General features: G+C 65.5%; 18 protein-coding genes. 8 read left to right on the forward strand and 10 right to left on the reverse strand.

From position 1 onward, the window contains the following. The first annotated feature begins 42 nt into the window (after window positions 1–42). The gene (locus tag GL300_RS09705; RefSeq protein ID WP_155039426.1) at window positions 43–660 is read left to right on the forward strand and encodes a response regulator transcription factor; all 618 of its coding nucleotides are present in this window, start codon (window positions 43–45) and stop codon (window positions 658–660) included. On the opposite strand, the gene GL300_RS09710 is transcribed toward GL300_RS09705, so the two are convergent. Further along, window positions 657–1742 carry an ABC transporter ATP-binding protein gene (locus tag GL300_RS09710; protein WP_343042966.1) on the reverse strand — a complete coding sequence of 362 codons (1086 nt, stop codon included), beginning with the start codon at window positions 1740–1742 and terminating at the stop codon, window positions 657–659. The genes GL300_RS09705 and GL300_RS09710 overlap by 4 nt on opposite strands. Window positions 1743–1845: 103 nt before the next feature. Here GL300_RS09710 and GL300_RS09715 point away from each other — a divergent pair, with 103 nt between their 5' ends. From GL300_RS09715 to GL300_RS09730, 4 genes are all read left to right on the forward strand, one after another. After that, window positions 1846–2865: a Fe(3+) ABC transporter substrate-binding protein gene (locus tag GL300_RS09715; RefSeq protein WP_155039428.1), complete on the forward strand. Its 1020-nt coding sequence runs from the start codon at window positions 1846–1848 to the stop codon at window positions 2863–2865. Window positions 2866–2933: 68 nt separating this feature from the next. Next, window positions 2934–4562 (forward strand): ABC transporter permease, encoded by a 1629-nt coding sequence (locus GL300_RS09720; RefSeq protein WP_155039429.1) that lies wholly within the window; start codon window positions 2934–2936, stop codon window positions 4560–4562. Between the two features lie 108 nt (window positions 4563–4670). Next, window positions 4671–5657 carry a TRAP transporter substrate-binding protein gene (locus tag GL300_RS09725; protein WP_246195131.1) on the forward strand — a complete coding sequence of 329 codons (987 nt, stop codon included), beginning with the start codon at window positions 4671–4673 and terminating at the stop codon, window positions 5655–5657. Window positions 5658–5785: 128 nt separating this feature from the next. Next, the gene (locus tag GL300_RS09730) at window positions 5786–8770 is read left to right on the forward strand and encodes an autotransporter outer membrane beta-barrel domain-containing protein (protein WP_155039430.1); all 2985 of its coding nucleotides are present in this window, start codon (window positions 5786–5788) and stop codon (window positions 8768–8770) included. Window positions 8771–8849: 79 nt separating this feature from the next. Here the strand turns inward: GL300_RS09730 and GL300_RS09735 are convergent, their stop codons facing one another. The 9 genes from GL300_RS09735 to GL300_RS09775 all read right to left on the reverse strand — a co-directional run bounded on the left by GL300_RS09735 (window position 8850) and on the right by GL300_RS09775 (window position 19201). Then, window positions 8850–9773, reverse strand: coding sequence for an ABC transporter substrate-binding protein (locus tag GL300_RS09735; protein ID WP_155039431.1), 924 nt, complete (start codon window positions 9771–9773; stop codon window positions 8850–8852). 55 nt (window positions 9774–9828) lie between these two features. Beyond that, window positions 9829–10767 (reverse strand): ABC transporter substrate-binding protein, encoded by a 939-nt coding sequence (locus GL300_RS09740; RefSeq protein WP_155039432.1) that lies wholly within the window; start codon window positions 10765–10767, stop codon window positions 9829–9831. An 84-nt stretch (window positions 10768–10851) separates the two neighbouring features. Then, window positions 10852–12648 carry an amino acid ABC transporter permease/ATP-binding protein gene (locus tag GL300_RS27405; protein ID WP_155039433.1) on the reverse strand — a complete coding sequence of 599 codons (1797 nt, stop codon included), beginning with the start codon at window positions 12646–12648 and terminating at the stop codon, window positions 10852–10854. After that, the gene (locus GL300_RS09750) at window positions 12645–13244 is read right to left on the reverse strand and encodes a GNAT family N-acetyltransferase (RefSeq protein WP_155039434.1); all 600 of its coding nucleotides are present in this window, start codon (window positions 13242–13244) and stop codon (window positions 12645–12647) included. The genes GL300_RS27405 and GL300_RS09750 overlap by 4 nt, the downstream gene beginning before the upstream one ends. After that, window positions 13237–14445: an amidohydrolase gene (locus GL300_RS09755; protein ID WP_155039435.1), complete on the reverse strand. Its 1209-nt coding sequence runs from the start codon at window positions 14443–14445 to the stop codon at window positions 13237–13239. The genes GL300_RS09750 and GL300_RS09755 overlap by 8 nt, the downstream gene beginning before the upstream one ends. Before the next feature lie 12 nt (window positions 14446–14457). Then, a complete protein-coding gene (locus GL300_RS09760) occupies window positions 14458–15798 on the reverse strand; it encodes an LLM class flavin-dependent oxidoreductase (RefSeq protein WP_155039436.1) in 1341 nt (446 codons plus the stop codon). Window positions 15799–15813: 15 nt separating this feature from the next. Then, window positions 15814–16797 carry an MsnO8 family LLM class oxidoreductase gene (locus GL300_RS09765; protein WP_155039437.1) on the reverse strand — a complete coding sequence of 328 codons (984 nt, stop codon included), beginning with the start codon at window positions 16795–16797 and terminating at the stop codon, window positions 15814–15816. Window positions 16798–16952: 155 nt separating this feature from the next. Further along, the gene (locus GL300_RS09770; protein WP_155039438.1) at window positions 16953–18194 is read right to left on the reverse strand and encodes an AGE family epimerase/isomerase; all 1242 of its coding nucleotides are present in this window, start codon (window positions 18192–18194) and stop codon (window positions 16953–16955) included. Then, window positions 18191–19201, reverse strand: a complete 1011-nt coding sequence (locus GL300_RS09775; RefSeq protein WP_155039439.1) for a LacI family DNA-binding transcriptional regulator — start codon at window positions 19199–19201, stop codon at window positions 18191–18193. The genes GL300_RS09770 and GL300_RS09775 overlap by 4 nt, the downstream gene beginning before the upstream one ends. 193 nt (window positions 19202–19394) lie before the next feature. Between GL300_RS09775 and GL300_RS09780 the strand changes: the two genes are divergently transcribed. From GL300_RS09780 to GL300_RS09790, 3 genes are read left to right on the forward strand one after another with little or no spacing between them, the layout of a single operon-like run. After that, window positions 19395–20642 carry an ABC transporter substrate-binding protein gene (locus GL300_RS09780; protein WP_155039440.1) on the forward strand — a complete coding sequence of 416 codons (1248 nt, stop codon included), beginning with the start codon at window positions 19395–19397 and terminating at the stop codon, window positions 20640–20642. A gap of 52 nt (window positions 20643–20694) precedes the next feature. Next, entirely contained in the window at window positions 20695–21588 is an 894-nt protein-coding gene (locus GL300_RS09785; RefSeq protein ID WP_155039441.1) for a carbohydrate ABC transporter permease, read from the forward strand. Then, complete coding sequence (locus GL300_RS09790) at window positions 21585–22472, forward strand: carbohydrate ABC transporter permease (protein WP_155039442.1); 888 nt, start codon at window positions 21585–21587, stop codon at window positions 22470–22472. Before GL300_RS09785 ends, GL300_RS09790 begins: the two co-directional genes overlap by 4 nt. The last annotated feature ends 2 nt before the right edge of the window (window positions 22473–22474 follow it).

The raw sequence follows: 22474 nt of genomic DNA on the forward strand, positions 1-22474 counted from the left end.
CGTTGCCCTTATCGTCTGACCCCGGAAGCCGACGGGGAACGGATGTCACAGCAGCTTTCGGCAGTCCATGTCATCGACGATGACGCCCAGCTTTGCGCCGGGATCGACTCGCTTCTGCGCTCGGTCGGGCTGGCCTGCCACAGCTATCCCGGCCCGGATGCGTTTCTGGCGGCCAGCCTGCCGCAGGTCGCCTCCTGCCTGCTGCTGGATGTGCGGCTGCGCGGCGAAAGCGGGCTGGATTTCCAGACCCGGCTGGAACGGCTGGGGATCGGCCTGCCGGTGATCGTGATGACCGGCCATGCCGATGTGCCGATGTCGGTGCGCGCGATGAAGGCCGGCGCGGTTGATTTCCTGACCAAGCCCTTTCGCGATCAGGACCTGCTGGACGCGGTCAGCGCCGCCATCGCCCGCGACCGCCTGCGCCGCGAGGCCGCAGCCGAACACACCGCCCTGACCGCCCGCTTCGACGCCCTGTCCGAACGTGAGCGGCAGGTGATGGAACTGGTCACCGCGGGCCTGCTGAACAAGCAGGCCGCGCATCGGCTGGGCCTGAGCGAGATCACGGTGAAGCTTTACCGCGCCTCGGCCATGAAAAAGATGGAGGCGCGGACGCTGGCCGATCTGGTGCGGATGGCCGGGCGGCTGGGCATCGGGGATTAATGCGGAAAGATCAGTGCCTTGTCGGGGTCGAAGCCGATTTCGACATGCTCGCCGGGCATCAGGTCGGAATGCCCCGGCGCGCTGCAGCGCAGATAGGAGGCATGGCCGGGCAGCTTCAGTTCGATGACGTTTTCGCGGCCAAGGTTCAGCACGCGCAGCACATGCGCCTGACCCGAGGACCGGGTGCCGCGTCGCGCCGCCAGATGTTCGGGGCGGAATGCGGCATGGACGCGCGTGCCCTCGACCACGCCGGGCACCGGCAGGTCACCGATCGGCGTGCCGACATGGCCTTGCAGAACCCGGCCGGAAAACACGTTCAGTTCTGACAGGAACCCGGCCACCGCCAGATCGACCGGGCGGTGATACAGGTCCAGCGGCGCGCCTTCCTGCAGGATGCGGCCCTCGCGCATGATGGCGATGCGGTCGGCCATCATCATCGCCTCATCGGGGTCATGGGTGACCAGCACCACCGCCGCCCCGGCCTCGCGCAGCAGGTCCAGCGCCAGTTCGCGCATCTCGACCCGCAGGCGCTGGTCGAGGCTGGAGAAGGGTTCATCCAGCAGCATGACGCGGGGCTGCGTCGCCAGCGCACGGATCAACGCGATGCGCTGCTGTTCACCGCCCGAAAGCTGATGGGGGTATTTGTCGGCATGTCCGGGCAGGCCCACACGTTCCAGCAGATGCCCGATCTGCGCCGCGCCGCGCCCGCTGCGCGGCAGGCCAAAGCCGACATTCTGCGCGATGGTCATATGCGGAAACAGCGCCAGATCCTGAAACACCATGCCCACGGGCCGCTTTTCCGGCGGAACATCCGTGCGGGCATCGGCAACCACCTGTCCGGCAATGCTGATCTGGCCCGCATCCACCCGCTCGATCCCGGCAATCATCCGCAGCGTCGTGGACTTGCCGCAGCCGGATGGACCTAACAAACATGTGACCTCGCCCGGCCAGACGGTCAGCGAGACACCCTGCACACCCGACGATCCGGCAAAGCGGCGTTCGACCGCGTTGATCTCCAGCATGGGCTGGCCGCGCACATGACGCCCGACCGGCCTCTCGCCCAGAAAATCGGTATGTTCCACGCGGTTCTTCCCTCGTCCTGGCATCTGGCTTGGACCATTAAGTAATCTTTACTTATTCTCTTGGGATAATAGAAGCGTATTAGTCAAAAACGGAGGACGTGGAATGCAGACGAGACTTCTGGGACTGCTGGGTGCGGCATTTCTTGCGCAGGCAGCCGCCGGGGCCGCCGGCGCCGAAGAGCTGAACCTTTACACGACGCGCGAACCCAAGCTGGTCGAGCCGTTGCTGGAAACCTTCACCAAGGATACCGGCATCAAGGTCAACACGATCTTCCTGAAAGACGGCCTGCCCGAGCGTGTGGAACAAGAGGGCGCGGCATCCCCCGCCGATGTGCTGATGACCGTGGATATCGGCAATCTGGTCGATCTGGTCGATCGCGGCCTGACCCAGCCGGTCGATTCCGAGGCGCTGAAGGCCGCGATCCCGGAAAACCTGCGCGACAAGGACGGCAACTGGTTCGCCCTGTCGCTGCGCGCCCGTGCGCTTTACGCGGCCAAGGATCTGGACCTGTCCAGCTTCACCTATGAGGATCTGGCCAAGCCCGAATGGAAGGGCAAGGTCTGCATCCGTTCCGGCCAGCACCCCTATAACGTCGCGCTGACCGCGGCCTATATCACCCATCACGGCGCCGATGACACCAAGGCGTGGCTGGAAGGCGTCAAGGGCAACCTCGCCCGCAAGGCCGGTGGCGGCGACCGCGACGTGGCCCGCGACATCATGGGCGGCATCTGCGATATCGGCATCGCCAACACCTATTACGTCGGGCTGATGCGCAGCGGCGCTGGCGGCCCCGAGCAGGAAGAATGGGCCAAGGCGATCAAGCTGGTCCTGCCGACCTTTGCCGATGGCGGCACGCAGGTGAACGTCTCGGGCGCGGCAGTGGCCAAGAACGCCCCAAACAAGGATCAGGCGGTCAAGCTGCTGGAGTTCCTCGTCTCGGATGAGGCGCAAAAGATCTATGCCGAGGCCAATTTCGAATATCCGGTGAAGCCCGGCATCCCGGTCAGCCCGCTGGTCGGCGAATTCGGTGAACTCAAGGTAGACGCCACCGACCTGACCGCCATTGCGCGCGAACGCAAGGCCGCCAGCGAATTGGCGGAAGCCGTCGGCTTCGACAACTGATCCGTCGCAAGACCGATATATCGCGCCCCCCCGACCCGTCGCGGGGGCGCGACCCTGAGGAGACACCCATGTTCCTGAAAACCGGCACGGGATGGCAGATCGCCGCCATCCTGATCGCGGCCCTTGTTCTTCTGCCGGTCGCCGTGCTGGTCGGATTTGCCCTGCAGGGCAGCATCGGGCTGTGGCCGCATCTGATCCGCAATGTGCTGGCCAATGCCCTGATGCAGACCGCGATCCTGCTGGCCGGGGTGGGCAGCATCGTCGCCGTCATCGGCACGGTGACGGCATGGCTGATTGCGGGCTTCGACTTTCCGGGCCGCCGCCTGCTGGGCTGGGCCTTGCTGCTGCCCCTGGCGGTGCCGACCTATATCATTGCCTATGCCTATCTGGACATCCTGCACCCGGTCGGCCCGGTGCAATCCCTGATCCGCGAGATGCTGGGCTATGCCAGCCCGCGCGATTTCCGCCTGCCCGACATCCGGTCGATGGCGGGCTGCATCCTGCTGCTGGGCTTTGTGCTTTACCCCTATGTCTACCTGCCGGTGCGCGCGCTGTTTGCCACGCAGGCCGCGAACCTGCTGGAGGCCTCGCGCACCTTGGGTGCGGGGCCGGTGCGGGTGTTCTGGCGCATCGTCCTGCCACTGGCCCGCCCGGCCATCGCCGTCGGCATGGCCCTAGCGCTGATGGAGACGCTGAACGACATCGGCGCGGCCGAGTTTCTGGGCGTGCGCACGCTGACCGTTTCCGTCTATTCGACATGGATCAACCGCACCGACCTGCCCGGAGCGGCGCAGATCGCGCTGGTCATGCTGGCGATCGTCGTGGCGCTGGTCATGATCGAGCGTCGGGCCCGGCGCGGGCAGCTTTATGCGGGCAGTTCACGCCGGTTGCTGCCGCTGTCGCGGGTGCGGCTGCGCGGGGCTGCGGCATGGGGCGCGACGCTGTTCTGCGCCCTGCCGGTGCTGATCGGCTTTGCCGCCCCCGCCGCCTATCTGGTCCGGCAGGCGTGGCGGCGCGTGGCCTTTTCCGGCATCCCGTCGCGGATCTGGGTCGAGGCCGGGCAGACCGCCGCGCTGGCGCTGACCGCCACGCTGGTCGCCGTGGGGCTGGGCCTGATCATCAGCGCCGCACCCCGACTGCATCCGAACGCGCTGACCCGCGGGGCGGCGCGGGTATCGACGCTGGGCTATGCGGTGCCGGGCACGATCCTTGCCATCGGGCTGCTGCCGGTCATCACCTTTGCCGACCGCCAGATCAGCGGCGTCCTTGGCTGGTTCATGGACAGCACCCCGCAACTGATCCTGCTGGGCTCGGGCGCGGCGCTGATCCATGCCTATGTCGCGCGCTTCCTTGCCATCGCCAGCGGCGGGATCGAGGCCGGGATGACCCGCATCCCGATCAGCCTTGACCATGCCGCGCGCAGCATGGGCCAGAACCCCTCGGGGGTGTTTCGCAATATCCATGTGCCGCTGTCGCGCGCCTCGATGGCGGCGGCGGGGCTGCTGATCTTTGTCGATTGCGTCAAGGAACTGCCCGCGACCCTGCTGCTGCGCCCGCTGAATGTCGAAACGCTGGCCACGCATCTGTATGGCGAGGCCGCGCGCGGCACCTATGAGGACGCCTCCATCGCGGCCCTGCTGATCGTGCTGATCGGTATGCTGCCCGTGGCGCTGCTGTCGCGCAGCATCCGGGCCTGAAAAACCGGTGATCTGTAAAGCCTTATACTAAAATATATTTGGAAACTCATCAGAATAGGGCAATATTTCCCGTGGGAGATAAGTCCATAATAATCTGGGAGGAATTAAATGGGACTTGCAAGAATGCTGCTGATCGGCGGCACGATACTGGCTGCGGGGGCGGGGGCCGCCGTCGCTGCCGATTGCGAAATCAACCTGCGCTCGGCTGACACCCACCCCGCCGGTTATCCGACGGTCGAGGCCGTGCGCTGGATGGGCGATCAGGTCAAGGAACGCAGTCAGGGCCGCATCTGCCTGGAAGTGTTCCCGGCATCCGTGCTGGGCGAGGAAAAGGACACCATTGAACAGACCCAGTTCGGCGTCATCGACATGGTGCGTGCGTCCTTCGGCCCGTTCAACAACCTTGTGCCGGAAACGCAGATCGTTTCGCTGCCCTATATCTTCCGTTCGCCCCAGCACATGTACAAGGTGATGGACGGCGCGGTTGGTGAGCAGATCGCCGAAGGGTTCGCCCAGCATGACCTGATCGTGCTTGGCTATTACGACGGCGGCGCGCGCAGCTTCTACAACGGGCAGAAGCCGATCAAGTCGATCGACGACCTGAAGGGGATGAAGTTCCGCGTCATGCAGTCGGATGTCTTTGTCGACATGATGGCCGCCTTTGGCGCGAATGCGACGCCGATGCCTTACGGCGAGGTCTATTCCGCCATCCAGACCGGCGTCATCGACGGGGCGGAAAACAACCCGGCCAGCTACGACACCTCGGGCCATTTCGAGGTGGCGAAATACTACACGCTGGACGAACACCTGATCATGCCGGAAGTGCTGGCGATCTCGAAGGTGACATGGGAAAAGCTGGCCCCCGAGGATCAGGCCCTGCTGAAGACGGCGGGCAAGGAATCCGTCGGCGTGATGCGTGACCTGTGGGCCAAGAAGATCGCGGAATCCGAACAGGCCGTCGAAAAGGCCGGGTCCGAGATCATCCGCGGCATCGACAAGACCCCCTTCATCGCCGCGATGGAGCCGGTCTATGCGAAATACGTGACGACACCCGAGGCAAAGACCATGGTCGACACCATCCGCTCGACCGAGTGACGCTACGTCGGCGGCGTCCGCAGGGGCGCCGCCACATCTCTGTCACGCAAGATTTCACAAACCATCACAGACCCGTTACATCCGTGACGTAGCTGCCCCAGTCATAGTTTGAGACTTGGGGAAAATCATTGAAACTTAAGACTTTGCTGGGCGTGACCGTTGCGGTCTGCGCCTTGTTTACCGCTGCCGGTTCGCAGGCGCAGAACGTCACCGAAATCGGCGCGACCAATCTTTTGCAGGATTTCAGCCTGCTGATGAACACGCCCGAAGGGCGGCAGGTGCTGGCCCAGAACCTTGCCACCGCCATCGCCACCAACAACAACGCCACCGGGGCCGAGCGCGCGCAGGCGCTTTATGACAACACCATTGCGGCACTGATCGGCTCGACCCAGAACGGCATGCTGGTGACGGATGCGCTGGGATCGAAGCTGAAGACGGCCTTCGAGGCGACGAATACGCTGTCGCCCGATTACCGCTCGACCACGTTTTCGCCCGCCTTCCAGTCGATGATGTCGCAGGCGACCGGGCTGTCGATGGCGGCCGCCGACGTGTCCAAGGATTTCTACGCCCGTGGCGCGGCGCATGGCCATCCGGTCAGCGGGATCGCCCTGCCCTCGGGCGGGCAATACAGCATCTATGATCTGGCCTATCAGCCCGATCCGGCCCATGCGAATGCTTCGGGCAATTCGCGCCCGGTGCAGGTCGCGCCCGACCAGATGCAGAACTTTGCCGGGCAGGATTATTTCGGCAACCAGACCGACGCGGCGTCGGCTGCCTGGTCGACGATCAGCACCAGCCCGGCATTCCCCAGCGGCCACAGCGCCTTTGGCTTTTCCTCCACGCTGCTGCTGGCGACCATGCTGCCCGAACGCTATCAGCAACTGATGGCGCGCGGCTCGGAATATGGCAACAGCCGGGTGGTGCTGGGCGTGCATTACCCTCTGGACGTGATCGGCGCGCGCATCCAGTCGACCTATACGCTGGCGCAGATGTTGAACAACAACCCCGATTATACCGGGCTTGCCACCACCAGCCTGTTCGGCCAGCCGATGACCACCGCGGATGATTTCCAGACGCTGTGGGCGACGGCCCGCGACGATCTGCGCACGATGCTGGAACAGGAATGCGGCGCCTCCATCGCCACCTGCATCGCGGAAAGTGAGACAGACCGCTTCAGCGACAGCGATGCCAATGACGCGGCCTATCAGTATCGGCTGACCTACGGCATGGACACGGTCGGCGACACCACCTTGGCCGCGGTCGTGCCCGAAGGGGCCGAGGTGCTGATCGCCAGCCGCTTCCCCTATATGACCACCGCCCAGCTGCGCGAGGTTCTGGCCTCGACCGAGCTGCAATCGGGCCATGTTCTGGATGACGGCTCGGGCTGGGCGCGGCTGGACCTGTACACCGCCGCCGGGGGTTTCGGCGCGTTCGATCAGGACGTGGACGTGACGCTGACCCGGATGGATGGCGGCTTTTCGGCCTCGGACGAATGGAGCAATGACATCACCGGCAGCGGCGGGCTGACCCTGCGCGGCAATGGCACCTTGGAACTGTCGGGCGACAACAGCTATTCCGGCGCGACCCATGTGGCGGGCGGGACGCTGAATGTTTCGGGCAGCGTGACCAGCGCGACCACGGTGCAGGACGGCGCGCGCATCGGCGGCACGGGCCAGACGGGCGATCTGACCGTGGCCTCGGGCGGCACGCTGGCACCGGGCAACAGCATCGGCACCTTGAGTGTCGATGGCGACCTGACGCTTGCGGAAGGCGCGATCTATCAGGTCGAGGCTGATGCTGCGGGCAACAGCGACCGCGTCGATGTCACCGGCACGGCCAGCCTGAATGGCGGCGTTTTCGCGCTGGCCTCGGACGGTGATTACGCCATCGCGACCGATTACCGCATCCTGACGGCGGCGGGCGGGATCAGCGGGGCATTCGCCAGTTCCGACGTGGATTCGGCCTTCCTCGATACCAGCCTGACCTATGGCGCCCATGACGTGACACTGCGGTTTGACCGCAATGACACCGCCTTCCGGCAGGCCGCGACAAGCCGCAACGGTCGCGCCACCGCCGACGCCATCGAGGCGCTTGGCGCGGGGCATGAGGTCTTTGACGCGCTGGTCTTTTCGGATGCGCGGACGGCGGGCGAATCCTTCGACCAGCTTTCGGGCGAGATCCACGCCTCGGTCGCCGGTGCGATGACCGAAATGGCCGCGAATATCGACAGCGCGGTTCGCGACCGCATCGGTGAGGCGACCGGCGATCAGCAGGCCGCCGCGACCCATGCCGCCCAGATGGGCGCGGGGCAGATCTGGTGGCAGGCCTATGGCAACTGGGCCGAAACCGATGGTGGCGAGGTCTCGGACCGGTCGCGTTCGAGCGGCGGCACGCTGGTCGGCTATGATGCCGAGGCCGAAAACGGCTGGCGCGGCGGCTTCTTTGCCGGGTTCGGCAGCGGCTCGGTGTCGCTGGACGATCAGCATGCGCGGGCCGAGATCGACAGCTATCACCTTGGCGTCTATGGCGGCACCCGTCAGGGCGCGCTGGGGCTGCGCTTCGGGGCCAGCCATACGCTGAACAAGCTGGAAACCCAGCGCCGCGCGACATGGGCCGACCGGACCGAGACGCTGACCGCCGATTACGACGCGCAGACCACGCGCCTGTTCGGCGAGGCCAATTGGCAGATGCAGACCTCGCAGGGGCAATTCACCCCCTTCGCCGCGTTTGAGCATGTCAGCCTGAATTCGGACAGCTTCACCGAGAAGGGCGGCGACGCCGCGCTGCATAGCGACGGGCTGGACATGAACACCACCTTCACCACCTTGGGCCTGCGGGCTGAACGCGCGGTGAAACCGGGCAGCATTCTGCGCGGCGAACTGGGCTGGCAGCATGCCTTTGGCGATATCGACCCGATGGCGGCGGTGGCCTTCGGCGGAGGCGAGGCCTTTGACGTAGCAGGTGCGCCGATTGCCAAGGATGCGGCGATCCTGCGCGGGGCGCTGGACATGGCGCTGACCGATGACGCCCGCGTCTCGGTCGGTTATGCGGGCCAGTTCGGGGACGGGGCCAGCGACCAGTCGCTGACCGCCGATCTGCGGGTGCGCTTCTGAACGGATGGGCAGGGCGATGACCGCCCTGCCCGTTCCTGCCCCCAGTTCTGGCCCGTGCGGCGAAATCCTCGCGGGCCATTCAATATTGTGGCAGCCCCGGCGGGTTGACCTGCGAGGTCTCCAGCGCTTCTTCGGCGACATGCCAGCGCGTCAGGGTGCGGCCATAGCTGCCATCCGCGACCAGCCCGTTGATCGCCTCGGTCAGCGCCTGCGCCAGACCGGAATCCTTGCGCGTGGTCACCGCCACGTCGGAGCGGTCGGGCCAACCCGCGCTCAGCGTCCCCGCCTGCCGGATGTCGCCATCCCGCGCCGCGATGAACACCAACTGCGCGTTCGGCTGGACGATCACATCGGCGCGGCCGGCGCGCAAAGCCAGCAGCTTGGTCGCCTCATCGTCGTAATAGACCAGCGTGCTTTCCGGCAAACCGGCCTGAACGTTCAGGCGGCCCCATTCGTTCAGGATGCGTTCCTGATTGGTGCCGATGCCGACGATGATGGTCAGCCCGGCAATGTCCTTGGGCTGGGTGATCGTGTCGACCTTGCTGTCTTTGGCCACGAAAAAGCCGTGCAGGCCCTGCCGATAGGTCGAGAAATCGTATTTCAGCTTGCGTTCCTCGGTCACGCCGACATTGGAAATCACCGCATCGACCTTGCCCGATTGCAGCGCCAGCGGCCAATCCGCCCATGCGGTCGGGACCAGCTTCAGTTGCAGCCCAAGGCTTTCGGCCAGAAGCGAGGCGATATCGGGATCGGCCCCGACGATGGTTTCGGTATCGGTGGCATAGGTCGACAGCGGCGGCCCACCGGGATTGGTGGCGATGGTCAGCACGCCCGGCTCGGCAAAGGCGAAATCCTTGGGGATCGCGGCCACGGCCTTGGGGTTCAGGACGGTATGCTGCCGCGCCGCCTGTTCCGGCGTCAGGTCAAAGGGCAGATCGGCGGCATAAGCGGGAATACTCAGCGCCAGCAGGATCGGGGCGGCAATGCGCGAAAGGGTGGTCATGTCATCGGGCCTTTCTGGGAATAGCCCCCGCCCGCGATGGACGGGGGCGCATGGGTCACTTCTTGGCCAGTCCCGGCGGGTTGGTGCGCGATTCCGACAGCGATTCCGCGTCCAGACCCCAGCGGCCCAGCGACTTGCCATAATTGCCGTTCTGGATCTGGGCGTTCAGCGCGGCGGTAATGGCGGGGGCAAGGCCTGCATCCTTGCGCGTCGCCACGGCGATTTCGGCGGTATCAGGGAAACCGCCCGACAGCGTGCCGACATTCTTGATCTTGCCGTCCTTGGCCGCCTTGAAGCCCGAGGTCGCGTTCGGCCCCAGATAGAATTCGATCCGCCCCGATTCCAGCGCCAGATCCTGCAGGACCGGATCGTCGAAATAGCTCAGTTCGGTATCGGCCAGACCCTCGGCCTTGTTCTCCTCGATCCAGCGCAGCAGGATTTCTTCCTGATTGGTCCCCGAGGACACCGAGCCATGCAGCCCGGCCACGTCCTGCCGCTTGGTGATCGCGGTGATCTTGCTGTCATGGGGCACATAGAAGCCCAGCAGGTCGTTGCGATAGGTCGAGAAGTCGAACTTTTCCTTGCGCTCCTCGGTCACGGTGATGTTGTGGATCGCCGCGTCGAACTTGCCCGAGGTCACGCCCAGCGGCCAGTCGGCCCAGGCGATCGGGATCAGCTCCAGCTCCAGCCCAAGGCTGTCGGCAACCAGCTGCGCCACGTCGGGTTCGCTGCCGATCGGGGTCTTGGTGTCGCTGGCATAGACCGCGAACGGCAGGTTGCCGGGGACCGAGGCCACGGTCAGCTTGCCCGGATTGACGAATTTGTAATCCTTGGGCAGCAGGTCGATGGCGGCCTGCACCTTGTCGGCGCGGACGCGCTCGGGCTGCTCGGGGCTAAGGTCCACGCGGATCTGTTCGGCGGCCAGCGCCGGGCCGGACAGGGTCAGGGCAGCGGCGGCGGCCAGAAGCCAGCGGCGGGTCGGATTGGTGGTCATGGTCTTGATCCTTTCGGGGTGTGAGGGGTCCGGCTGCCCGGATCGGTCCGGGCAGGTCGAGATTTCGGTTGAAGGGTTGGGGGCTTACAGAACCTTGGCCAGGAAAGCCGCGGTCCGGGGATGTTTCGGGCGGGTCAGGATCTGGTCCGGCGCGCCGGCCTCAATCACGCGGCCCTGCTCCATGAAGACGATGCTGTCGGCGACTTCGCGGGCAAAGCCGATCTCATGGGTGACGATGACCAGCGTGATGCCGGAACGCGCCAGCTCCTTGATCACGTCCAGCACCTCGCCCACCAATTCCGGATCAAGGGCGCTGGTCGGTTCGTCGAACAGCAGGACCTTGGGCCGCAGGGCCAGCGTCCGGGCAATGGCCACGCGCTGCTGCTGGCCGCCGGAAAGCTGGCGCGGATAGGCGTCGGCCTTATCCTCAAGCCCCACGCGGGCCAGCAATTCACGGGCCTGCGCCTCGGCCTCGGGTCGGCTCAGGCCGCGCACGGTGACCGGGGCCTCGGTGATGTTTTCCAGCACGGTCAGATGCGGGAACAGGTTGAAGTTCTGGAACACCATGCCGATTTCGGTGCGCCGGGCCAGAATGTCCTTTTCGCGCAGTTCGTGCAGGGCGTCGCCGTCGCGGCGGTAGCCGATCAGCTCTCCATCGACGGCGATCAGGCCACGGTCCACGCGCTCCAGATGGTTGATGGTGCGCAGCAGCGTCGATTTGCCCGAGCCCGACGGCCCGATGATCGCGGTGACGCTGCCCGCCGGAAAGGTCAGGGCGATATCGTCCAGCACCTTCAGATCGCCAAAGCTTTTCGACACGCCGTGGATTTCGACCTCGGCCCCTTTCGGCAGCGCGGCCAGCGCCTGCTGCGGGATCGCGGTGGCCGGACGCCATGTCGGCGGCAGTGGCGCGATTTCCAACGCGCGTGTCGGCGGGGTCAAGGGCACCAGACCAAGGCGGGCAAAGAACACCCGGAAGGCATTGGGCGGCAGGGTCCGCACCGCACCACGGGCATAGTGGCGTTCGATGTGATACTGGATCACCGACAGCACCGACAGGATGATCAGGTACCAGACCGTCGCCACCATCAGCAGCGGAATGACCTCGAGGTTGCGGCGATAGATGATCTGCACGGTATAGAACAGCTCCGGCAGCGCCAGCACATAGACCATCGACGTGCCCTTGGCCAAGCCGATGATTTCATTGAAGGCGGTCGGCACGATGGCGCGCATCGCCTGCGGCAGAACGATCCGGCGCGCCTGATGCCCACGCGGCAGGCCAAGGGCGGCCGCGGCCTCGTGCTGGCCCTGATCGACGGACAGGATGCCGCCACGGATCACCTCGGCCGAGAAGGCGCCAAGGTTCAGGGTCAGCCCCAGAACGGCGGCCAGAAACGGCGTCATCAGTTGCGTCGTCGACCAGCTGGCGAAGGTGATGTCGGTAAAGGGCACGCCCAGCGACACCGTCTGATACAGATAGCCAAGGTTGTTCAGGATCAGCAGCAGCACGATCAGCGGGATCGAGCGGAACAGCCAGATGAAGCCCCAGGACAGCGCCACCATCAGCGGCGCGCTGGACACCCGCGCAAGCGCCAGCAACGTCCCCAGCGCGAAACCCAGGACCGCGCCAACCGCGGTCAGCAGCAGGGTGCGGCCCAGCCCGACCAGAACCGGTTCGGACAGGAACCATTCGGCAAAGACGCCCCAGCCCCAGCGCGGATTGCCAAGGACCGATTGCAGGATCAGCAACAGGATGATGCTGGCCGCGATCGTGGCCAATGTGCGGGCGCGGTGACGGACCGGGATCACCCGCAAATCCGAGAGCTCGGCCGCCGAGGCGCGCGGCAAACGCGGCCCGCCGTCGATATCGATGACGCTCATGGGGTGGGTCCTCCCGGATGGGGGGCCGCCTTGCGGGCGGCGACGGCAGCGATGGCTTCCTCGGCCGAGGCCGCAGGTTGGCGCAAGGGCGTGGTGCCCTGCCGACCGGCCAGCGCGCCGATATGCTTTTCAAAGGGCAAGGTGCCGTAAAGCTCGGGCGGCAGGTCGGGATCGAATAGCGGACGATAGCCAAGACCCAGATACAGCCGCTGCGCCTCGGGCTGGCGGAACCCGGTGGTCAGGTAAAGCCGGGTATAGCCCAGTTCCACCGCGCGATATTCCAGCGCATTGACCACGCGCCGGGCCAGTCCCTGACGGCGCTCATCCTTATGGGTCCAGATGCGCTTGAGTTCGGCGGTATCCTCGTCGTAGCGCATGAAGGCGCCGCCGCCGATGGTCTTTTCGTCGCGCAAAAGCAGCATGAAGGCGCCATGCGGGGGGGCGAATGCCTCGGGCGGGTAGCGGTAAAGTTCCTCCCGCGCGCCGCCGGCGCTGAACAGGGTGCCGTAGCGGCGGTCATATTCGCGGATCAGATCCTCGACCAGCGGCCGGGCCTGCGGGTCGTTGGGGTTGGAATGGATGATGATGTCACGCATCTGCTCCTCCTGTCAGAAAGCGTTCGGCGAGCGCGACCCAAAGGGCGGCTGCGGGGCCGATAATGTCGTCGTTGAAGCGGTATTCGGGGCTGTGCAGGGCCGGGCCATCGCCATTGCCGACAAAGACAAAGCTGCCGGGGCGGTGGTGCAGGTAAAAGGCAAAGTCCTCGGACGCGGTGCGCGGGGCGAAACCCTCCAGCACCGCCGCCGCGCCGAAACGCTCGACCGCGACGCGGCGGATCAGGCGGGTTTCCTCGACGCTGTTCACGACGCTGGGAAAGCCGGGGGTCAGGACCACATCCGCCGCCGCCCCAAGGCTCGCGCTGACGCCGTCGATGATCGCGGGCACGCGGTCGCGCAGCCGGTCGCGGACGGCATCCGAGAAGCTGCGCAGGGTCAGCGCCAGTTCCACCCGATCCGGGATCACGTTCGAGGCAGCACCTCCATGGATCGAGGCAACCGTGACCACCGCCGTCTCGCGCGGGTCGGTATTGCGCGCGACCACGGTTTGCAGCGCGGTCACCGCATGGGCGGCGGCAACGACCGGGTCGATGGCCAGATGCGGTTCCGCCCCATGACCACCACGACCACGGATCACGGCCTCGACCTTGTCGACGGCGGCCATGGCCGGGCCTTCGACAAAGCCGAAATGGCCCGCCGCCACCCCCGGCCAGTTATGCAGGCCAAAGATCGCGTCAACCGGCTGGTCGCGGAACAACCCGGCCTCGATCAGTGCCTTGGCCCCCGCGCCGATTTCCTCGGCGGGCTGAAAGATCAGCCGCAGCGTGCCGCGAAAGCGCCGGGTCAGCGACAGGTGATGCGCGGCAGCCAGCAGGATCGCCATATGCCCATCATGGCCGCAGGCATGCATCACGCCCGCATTGGTGCTGGCAAAGGGCAGGCCGGTCGTCTCGGTAATCGGCAGCGCGTCGATGTCGGCGCGAATGGCAAGGGCCGGGCCATCGCCGTTTTCCAGCGTGGCGACGATGCCGGTCCGGGCCAGCCGCCGCACCTGATAGCCCCAGCGGGTCAGCAGTTCGGCAATGCGGGCGCTGGTCTGGACCTCGTGAAAGGCCAGTTCCGGGGCGGCGTGGAATTCATGGCGCAGGGCCACGAAATCCTCGATCCTTCCCGCGATCCATGCGGGCGTGCGGGGTCCTTCGGCCCCCAGCGGAGCCGTCACCTTGGCGGCAATGGTCATGGTCTTTCTCCTTCAGGCGATGCTGGCGCGTCGCGGCGGGGGAACCTGCGCATAGCGGCTGGCCTTGCGGGGCAGGCCCAGATTGTCGCGCAGGGTTTCGCCGTGCAGCACGGTGTCATAGCGACCGCGCGCCACCAGTTCGGGGATCACAAGGCGGGTGAAATCGTCCAGGCCCTCGGCCGAGATCGAGAAGCCAAGGATGAAACCGTCGCTGGCACCGGCGTCGATCCAGCGGATGATCTCCTCGGCGACCTCGGCCCCGGTGCCCAGGAAATTCGGGCGCGGGGTCGCGGCGGCCAAGGCCACTTCGCGCAGGGTCAGCCCGTGGTCGCGGGCATCGGCCTTGATCCGGTCGGTGGTCGAGCGGAAGCTGTTGCGGCCAATATCGCCCAGATCCGGGAAGGGCGCGTCCAGATCATACTGGCTGAAATCGTGGTGGTCGAAGAAGCGGCCCAGATAGGCCAGCGCGTCTTCGATCGACAGCAGGTTCTGGATGATGTGGTATTTCTCCTCGGCCTCCTCGCGGGTGTCGCCGACGATGGGGGAAATGCCGGGATAGATCTTCACATCGTCGCGCGACCGGCCATGCGCCACGGCGGCATCCTTGACGCGGGTGGTAAAGGCGCGGGTTTCCTCAAGCGAGGGCGAATGTGTAAAGACCGCATCGGCATATTTCCCGGCCAGCGCGATCCCGGCATCGGATGACCCCGCCTGAAAGATCACCGGCTGCCCCTGCTTGGAACGCGGCGCATTCAGCGGCCCGGCCACGTTGAAGAAGCGGCCCTTGTGGTTCAGCGTGTGCAACCCGTCGGGATCAAAGAAACGCCCGGTCTCGCGGTCGCGGATCACCGCGTCCTCGTCCCAGCTGTCCCACAGGCCTTGCGTCACCGACAGGTATTCATCGGCAATCTCATAGCGCAGGGCGTGGTCGGGATGGGCGCGGGAATAGTTCAGCCCGCTGCCCTCCAAGGGCGTCGTCACCACGTTCCACCCGGCCCGCCCGCCCGAGATCAGGTCCAGCGAGGCCAGTTGCCGCGCCGTGGTATAGGGGTCGGAATACGAGGTCGAGATCGTCCCCGCCAGCCCGATCCGGTCGGTGGCCACGGCCAGCGCCGACAGGATGGTCAGCGGCTCGAACCGGTTCAGGAAATGCGGGATCGACTTTTCGTTGATGTAAAGCCCGTCGGCCACAAAGACAAAGGCGATGCCCGCGGCCTCGGCCTTTTGCGTCTGGCGGATATAGAAATCCGCGTTGACGCTGGCATCCGCCGGGCCGGACGGGTGTTTCCATGAATTCATATGCCCGCCCGCACCATGCAGCATCAGGCCAAAAGAGATCGGTTTGCCGGTCATGTCAGGTTCCTTTCGTCAAGCCGCGGCACGCGCCGCATGTTGGGCAATCAGCTCAATCGAGCGCAGGCGCGCGTCGCGCTCGGCCACGGGCTGGTCGATGATGAATTCGCCGACGCCCAGATCCAGATGCAGAGCCTGCAACTGGGACAGCACGTCCTCGGCGGTTCCGGCGATCACGGTGGGCTGCTTTTCCTCGATCCCCCATTCGGTCGCGCCATATTGGCGGGCATAGTCCAGCGCCGCTTCCTCGGAGCCGAGGTTCACCGCATGGCCGTCGGGCAGATGCAGCCGCACGACTTTCAGACCCGCCACGCGGTCCTCGGCCTCGGCCCGGCTGGGCGCGGCAAAGGCCTGCACGGCGATGGCCGGGCGGAAACCGGCGATGGATTCGAAGCGCGCCAGCGTTTCCAGCGTATTGCCGCGGTCGCCGTCCTGATGCCCGGCATGGACGAAGTTCCAGCCCAGCTTCGCGGCGCGTTCGGCGCTGGCCGGGCTGCCGCCCAGCAAAAAGGCTTCGGGTGCAATGGCGGGCCGGGGCTGGATCACCACATCGTCGCGCCCGCCCGCCAGCCATTCGGCCAGTTCCGACAGCTTGCGGTCAAGCTGGCGGGCGCTGTCGGGGTTCAGTTCCCGTTGCAGGGCGCGCGTCGCCAAGGGCAGCCCGCCCGGAGACTTGCCGATGCCCAGATCGATCCGCCCCGGCGCAAGCGCCGCCAGAACCGAGAACAGTTCCGCCACCTTGAAGGCGCTGTAATGCTGCAGCAGCACGCCACCGCTGCCGACGCGGATGCGCCGGGTCAGCGCCGCGATCTGGGCGATCAGGATTTCCGGTGCGGCGCTGGCAAGGCTGGGAAGCGCGTGGTGTTCGGCCAGCCAGAAACGGTGATAGCCCAGCCGGTCGGCCAGCCGCGCATAATCCAGCGTCAGGTGAAGCGCCTCGGCCCCGGTCGATCCCGGCGCGATGGGCGATTTGTCCAGTAGGCTCAGGCGATAGGTCATCTGCGGCTCCGTTCATTGCTGTAAAGACGATAGGCTTGATCGTCTTTTCTGGCAATGAACGGCACCGGTCGATTTTCGCGCGGAAAGCGAATGAAGCCGCTTTCCGCCCCGCAGCCAAGAGAAGAATTCCCCCCTGCCCGGCCGCGGGAATCGGGTCAGCTCTTCAGCAGCGGCATTTCGCGTGCGGCATGCGACAGGCCCGGCAGCAGTGGCAGCAGATCGGCCTGAATGGCGTGATAAATGTCGGGTTTTCCGGCGAATTGCAGGGCGTCGGGGCGGTTCTGGTCGTCGATCTCGGGGAACCAGCCGCCCTTCACATGGTCGATGAACAGCCGCGATCCGTCCTGCCAGAACCTGCGGTATTCCTGTTCGCGCGCGGCATTACCCCCGGCCTTCAGCAGCGCCGCCCCGGCGCCGATCGCCTCGGTCACCGGCCACCAGTAGCGGTTGGTGCGCAAAGGCTGGCCCGCCAGATCGACGGTATAGATGATGCCGCCGCGCGCCTTGTCCCAACCATCGGCCAAAGCGCGGCTGTAAAGCTGCCCGGCCCATTCCGGCAGCTTCGTGTCCAGGCGTCCACCCAGATCCCATGCCTGCAACAGCAGCCGCGCTAGCTCAAAGGAATGGCCCGGCGTCGTGCCCTTGGGCCGGAACATCGGGTTGCCCTCATAGCCCGCGTCGATCTGCCAATCCTCGGTGTAATGCTCGGGCAGACGCCAGCCATGCGCTGCGCCGACCTGACCGATGAAGAAATCGAAGATGCCCAAGGCGCGGTGCAGGAAGACATCCTCGCCGGTGGCCTCATAGGCGGCCAGCAGCGCCTCGGACATGTGCATGTTGGCGTTCATGCCGCGATAGGTGGAAATCTGCTGCCAGTCGCGGGCATATTCCTCGGACATGCGGCCACGGGCATGGTCCCAGAAGCGGGCCTCGATCACCTCGCGGATATCGGCCAGCAGGCGGTCGGCATCGGGATGGCCCGCCTGTTTGGCGCTGGCGACGGCCAGCAGCACGAAGGCATGGCCGTAAGCCAACTTCGTCCCATCGGCGACCCCGCCGCCCGGCGCGAAGGACCACAGGTAGCCGCCGTGATCCGGGTCGCGATGCAGGTTCCAGATCGCCTTCATGCCGTGATCGACCATGTCATCGGCGCCCTTCACCCCCATCAGGTGACCAAGGGCAAAGGAATGGACCATGCGCGTCGTCGCATGCAATTCGCGCGGCGCGTCGGGGATCGGGCGTCCGGCGTAATCCTGCGCGTGAAAACCGCCCGAGGGGTCCAGCGACCGGCCAAAGAACTCGAACTGCCGCGCCGCATCGGTCAGCAGGAAGCGGCGATGGGCGTCGGTCCCCCACCATGGGGCGTCAGCGGGGATCGCGTCATTCGGCAGGGTCATGCGGGGGTCTCCGTTCCGGTGTTGGGGCTTGCGGCGATGGGCGGGGCGGGTTGCAGGACCTGCAACGCCGTGGGCGGATCGCCGGCGATGGCGCGCAGCAGGTTGCGGCCCATCGCCTCGCCCGCCTCGGCCAGATCCTCGAAGATGCTGTCGAAATGCGGGCGGATGATCCCGGCCATGCCCGAGGTGTGCTTCATCACGATGCGCGTCTGCCGCCCGGCATCGCTGCAGGCGGCATGGACCGCCATGGCGCTGATTTCACCGGGACAGACAAAGCCGTCGGGCAGCCTGTCTTCGGCAATCAGGTCGGTGACGCGGGACCGGATCGCGTCCGGGGTGGCGTCCAGCGTGACGCCCGACAGGATCTCGCCCTGAATCCCGGCCTCGCCGCAGGCACGCAGAAAGCCCATGCGCAGATGCTGGGCGAATGTCATGCCCTCGGGCGCGGGGATCAGGCAGGGGCGGCGCGCGCCCCGCGCGATCAGCCGGGCCGCGGCGGCATAGGCGAAGCCGAAATTGTCGTAATCGACGTAAGGGTGCGGTGTCGCCAGCTCGGTCCGGCCATGGCAGACAAAGGGAAAGCCATGCTCCATCAGCAACCGCACCCGCAGATCGTCGGGCGTGGTGCGCGAGAAGATGATCCCGTCGGCCAGCCGGTTGCGCAGGATATTCTCGACCGGCTCGATCACCGGGCGGTCGGCAAAGACCGGCATGACCACCAGATGATATTGCGTGCCGCGCAAGGCCTCGGTCAGGCCACGGATCATCGACTGGCCGTAGCCCAGAATCTCCTCATGCGGGTTCAGCAGGAAGGCCACGACATTGGTGCGCCCGGTCCGCAGGCGCTGCGCCGCGCGGTCGGGCGAATAGCCCAGCTGCGCCGCGATCTGCCGGACCCGCGCGCGAGTGTCCGGCGCGATCTGCGGATCATCCGCCAAGGCCCGCGACACGGTGGCCACGGCCAGTTCCGCCTGCGCCGCGATGGTGCGCAATGTCGGTCTGGTCATCTTCCCCCCTTGGCTCGCCGTGATTCGCGTCCCTGAAAACGATTTAAATACACGCAGGCGTTTAGAAAACACCCGTCCTGCACATTTCTGCAGGTAAATCGGCAATCTGGCGCCCATCATCACCGTTGACAGGTCGCTTGTTTGAAACGTTATAAATGATCTGCCGGAAGGGAGCCGGCTTTGGGAGGGATAAATGCGAAGAATCCTGCTGGCCGGAACGGCCATTTCCATCATGGCCTTTGGCGCGGCCCGTGCCGAAGAAAGCGTCGAGGTCCTGCATTGGTGGACCTCGGGCGGCGAGGCTGCGGCGCTGGGGGTGCTGAAAGACGATCTGGCCAAGAAGGGCGTGGCCTGGAAGGACATGCCGGTCGCCGGTGGGTCCGGCGTGCAGGCGATGACCGCGCTGCGGGCGCGCGTCACCGCGGGCGATCCGCCGACCGCCGTGCAGATGCTGGGCTTTGACATCAAGGACTGGGCCGAGATGGGCGTCCTTGGCAATCTGGACGATCTGGCGGCGGAACAGGGCTGGGACAAGGTGGTCCCGGCGGCGCTGCAGGACTTCTCGAAATTCGACGGCCATTGGATCGCCGCCCCGGTCAACGTCCATTCGACCAACTGGCTGTGGATCAACAAGGCCGCGCTGGACAAGGCGGGCGGCAAGGCCCCGGAAAACATGACCGAGCTGTTCGCGCTGCTCGACAATTTCAAGGCGCAGGGCATCACCCCCTTGGCCCATGGCGGCCAGCCCTGGCAGGACGGCACGATGTGGGAATCCGTGGTGCTGTCGGAAGGCGGCATGGATTTCTACAAGAAGGCGGTGATCGAATCCGACCCGGCGGCGCTTGGCGGCGACACCATGCGCAAGGTCTTTGACGACATGACCAAGCTGCGGACCTATTTCGACGACAGCTTCTCGGGGCGGGACTGGAACCTGTCCTCGGCCATGGTGATCGAGGGCAAGGCCGGCGCCCAGCAGATGGGCGACTGGGCCAAGGGTGAATTCCTGCGCGCCAAGCAGGTGCCCGGCACCGATTTCGTCTGCATCCGCTTCCCCGGAACGCAGGGCAATGTGCTGTTCAACTCGGACCAGTTCGTGATGTTCGATCTGGGCGATGACGAAAAGCGCAGCGCCCAGCTGAAGATGGCCTCAGCGGTTGAGGACCCGGCCTTCCAGGTCGCCTTCAACACCGTCAAGGGCTCGGTCCCGGCGCGCACCGATGTGCCCGACACCGCCTTCGACGATTGCGGCAAGAAGGGCATGAAGGATCTGGCCGAGGCCGCAGCGGGCGGCACTTTGGCCGGATCGCTCGCCCATGGCCACGGTCAGCCCGGCGCGGTCAAGGAGGCGATCTTTGACGTGGTGACCCAGCATCTGAACGGCCAGATCACCACGGATGAGGCGCTCAAGCGCCTGCCCGAGGCCGTCGCCGCGGCGAAGTAAGGTCCAGCGGCAGGCCCCGCGCGGGCCTGCCCTTTCCCTTGAAAGCAAACCGATGTCCCACCCCGCCCCCGGGCTCAAGCGCGGCCTGCAGGACTGGCTGCCGAAACTGGTGCTGGCGCCGTCCTTCGCGCTGGTGCTGGTCTTTGTCTATGGCTTCATCGTCTGGACGGCGGTGCTGTCCATGTCCAAGTCGCGCATCCTGCCGGTCTATAAATGGGCGGGCTTCGATGCCTATGAACGCCTGTTCGCGCAGCCCAGCTGGTATATGGCGCTGAAGAATCTGGCGATCTTTGGTTCGCTTTACATCAGCATCTGCATCGCGCTGGGGCTGATGCTGGCGATCCTGCTGGACCAGCGCATCCGCATCGAAGGCGCGCTGCGGCCGATCTATCTGTATCCGATGGCGCTGTCCTTCGTGGTGACGGGGACGGCGGGGAAATGGTTCCTGAACCCCGGCATGGGTATCCAGAACACGGTGCGCGGCTGGGGCTTTGAAAGCTTCACCTTTGACTGGCTGGTCCGGCCCGACATGGCGATCTATACCGTCGCCATTGCCGGGATCTGGCAGGCATCGGGCTTTGTCATGGCGATGTTTCTGGCGGGCTTGCGCGGTATCGACAATGAGATGCTGAAGGCCGCGACCGTGGACGGGGCATCCACCTTTACCATCTATCGCCGCATCGTCATTCCGCTGCTGCGGCCCGCGTTTCTCTCGGCGGTGATCGTGTTGGCCCATATGGCGATCAAGTCCTACGACCTTGTCATCGCCCTGACCGGAGGCGGCCCCGGCAACGCGACCGAGCTGCCCTCGACCTTCATGTATTCCTATACCTTCACCCGCAGCCAGATGGCGGTGGGCTCGGCCTCGGCGATGATCATGCTGATGGGCATTGCCGCGATCATGGTCCCCTATCTGTATTCGGAACTGCGCGAGGATCGGCGATGAGCAGGAATGAGGCGGCGATCGCCACCGCCGCAGGTCCGGGCTGGCTGAACCGGGTGGTGATCTATGGCTTGCTGCTGATCTTTGCCGCCGTCTACCTGACGCCGCTATTCGTCATGCTGGCCACATCCTTCAAGTCGCTGGATGAGATCCGGGGCGGCGACATCCTTGCCCTGCCCCGCGATCCCACCATTGAGCCTTGGCTCAAGGCATGGGGCAGCGCCTGCATCGGCGTCACCTGTGAGGGGATCAAGGGCTATTTCTGGAACTCGCTGCGCATGGTGGTCCCGGCGGTTCTGATCTCGACCATGCTCGGGGCGCTGAACGGTTACGTGCTGACCAAATGGCGGTTCCGCGGCCACAAGATCGTCTTCGGGCTGATGCTGTTTGCCTGCTTCATCCCCTTCCAGTCGGTGCTGATCCCGATGGCGCGGGTGCTGGGCACGCTGGGCCTGTCCAACAGCATAACGGGGCTGGTGCTGGTCCATGTCGTCTATGGCCTTGGCTTCACCACGCTGTTCTTTCGCAACTACTATGAGGCCTTCCCGACCGAGCTGATCCATTCCGCGCAGATGGACGGGGCGGGCTTCTTCACCATCTTCCGGCGCATCCTGCTGCCCTCATCCGCGCCGATCATCGTGGTCTGCGTCATCTACCAGTTCACCAATATCTGGAACGACTTCCTGTTCGGCGTCAGCTTCGCCGCCGGGGAAAGCGCGCCGATGACGGTGGCGTTGAACAACCTCGTGTCATCCTCGACCGGGGTCAAGGAATACAATGTGGACATGGCGGCGGCGGTGATCGCGGCCCTGCCCACGCTGATCGTCTATGTCCTGGCCGGGCGCTATTTCATGCGCGGGCTGATGGCGGGCGCAGTCAAGGGATAGTC

It is taken from the genome of Paracoccus litorisediminis (assembly GCF_009711205.1).
GTDB classification, from domain to species: domain Bacteria; phylum Pseudomonadota; class Alphaproteobacteria; order Rhodobacterales; family Rhodobacteraceae; genus Paracoccus; species Paracoccus litorisediminis.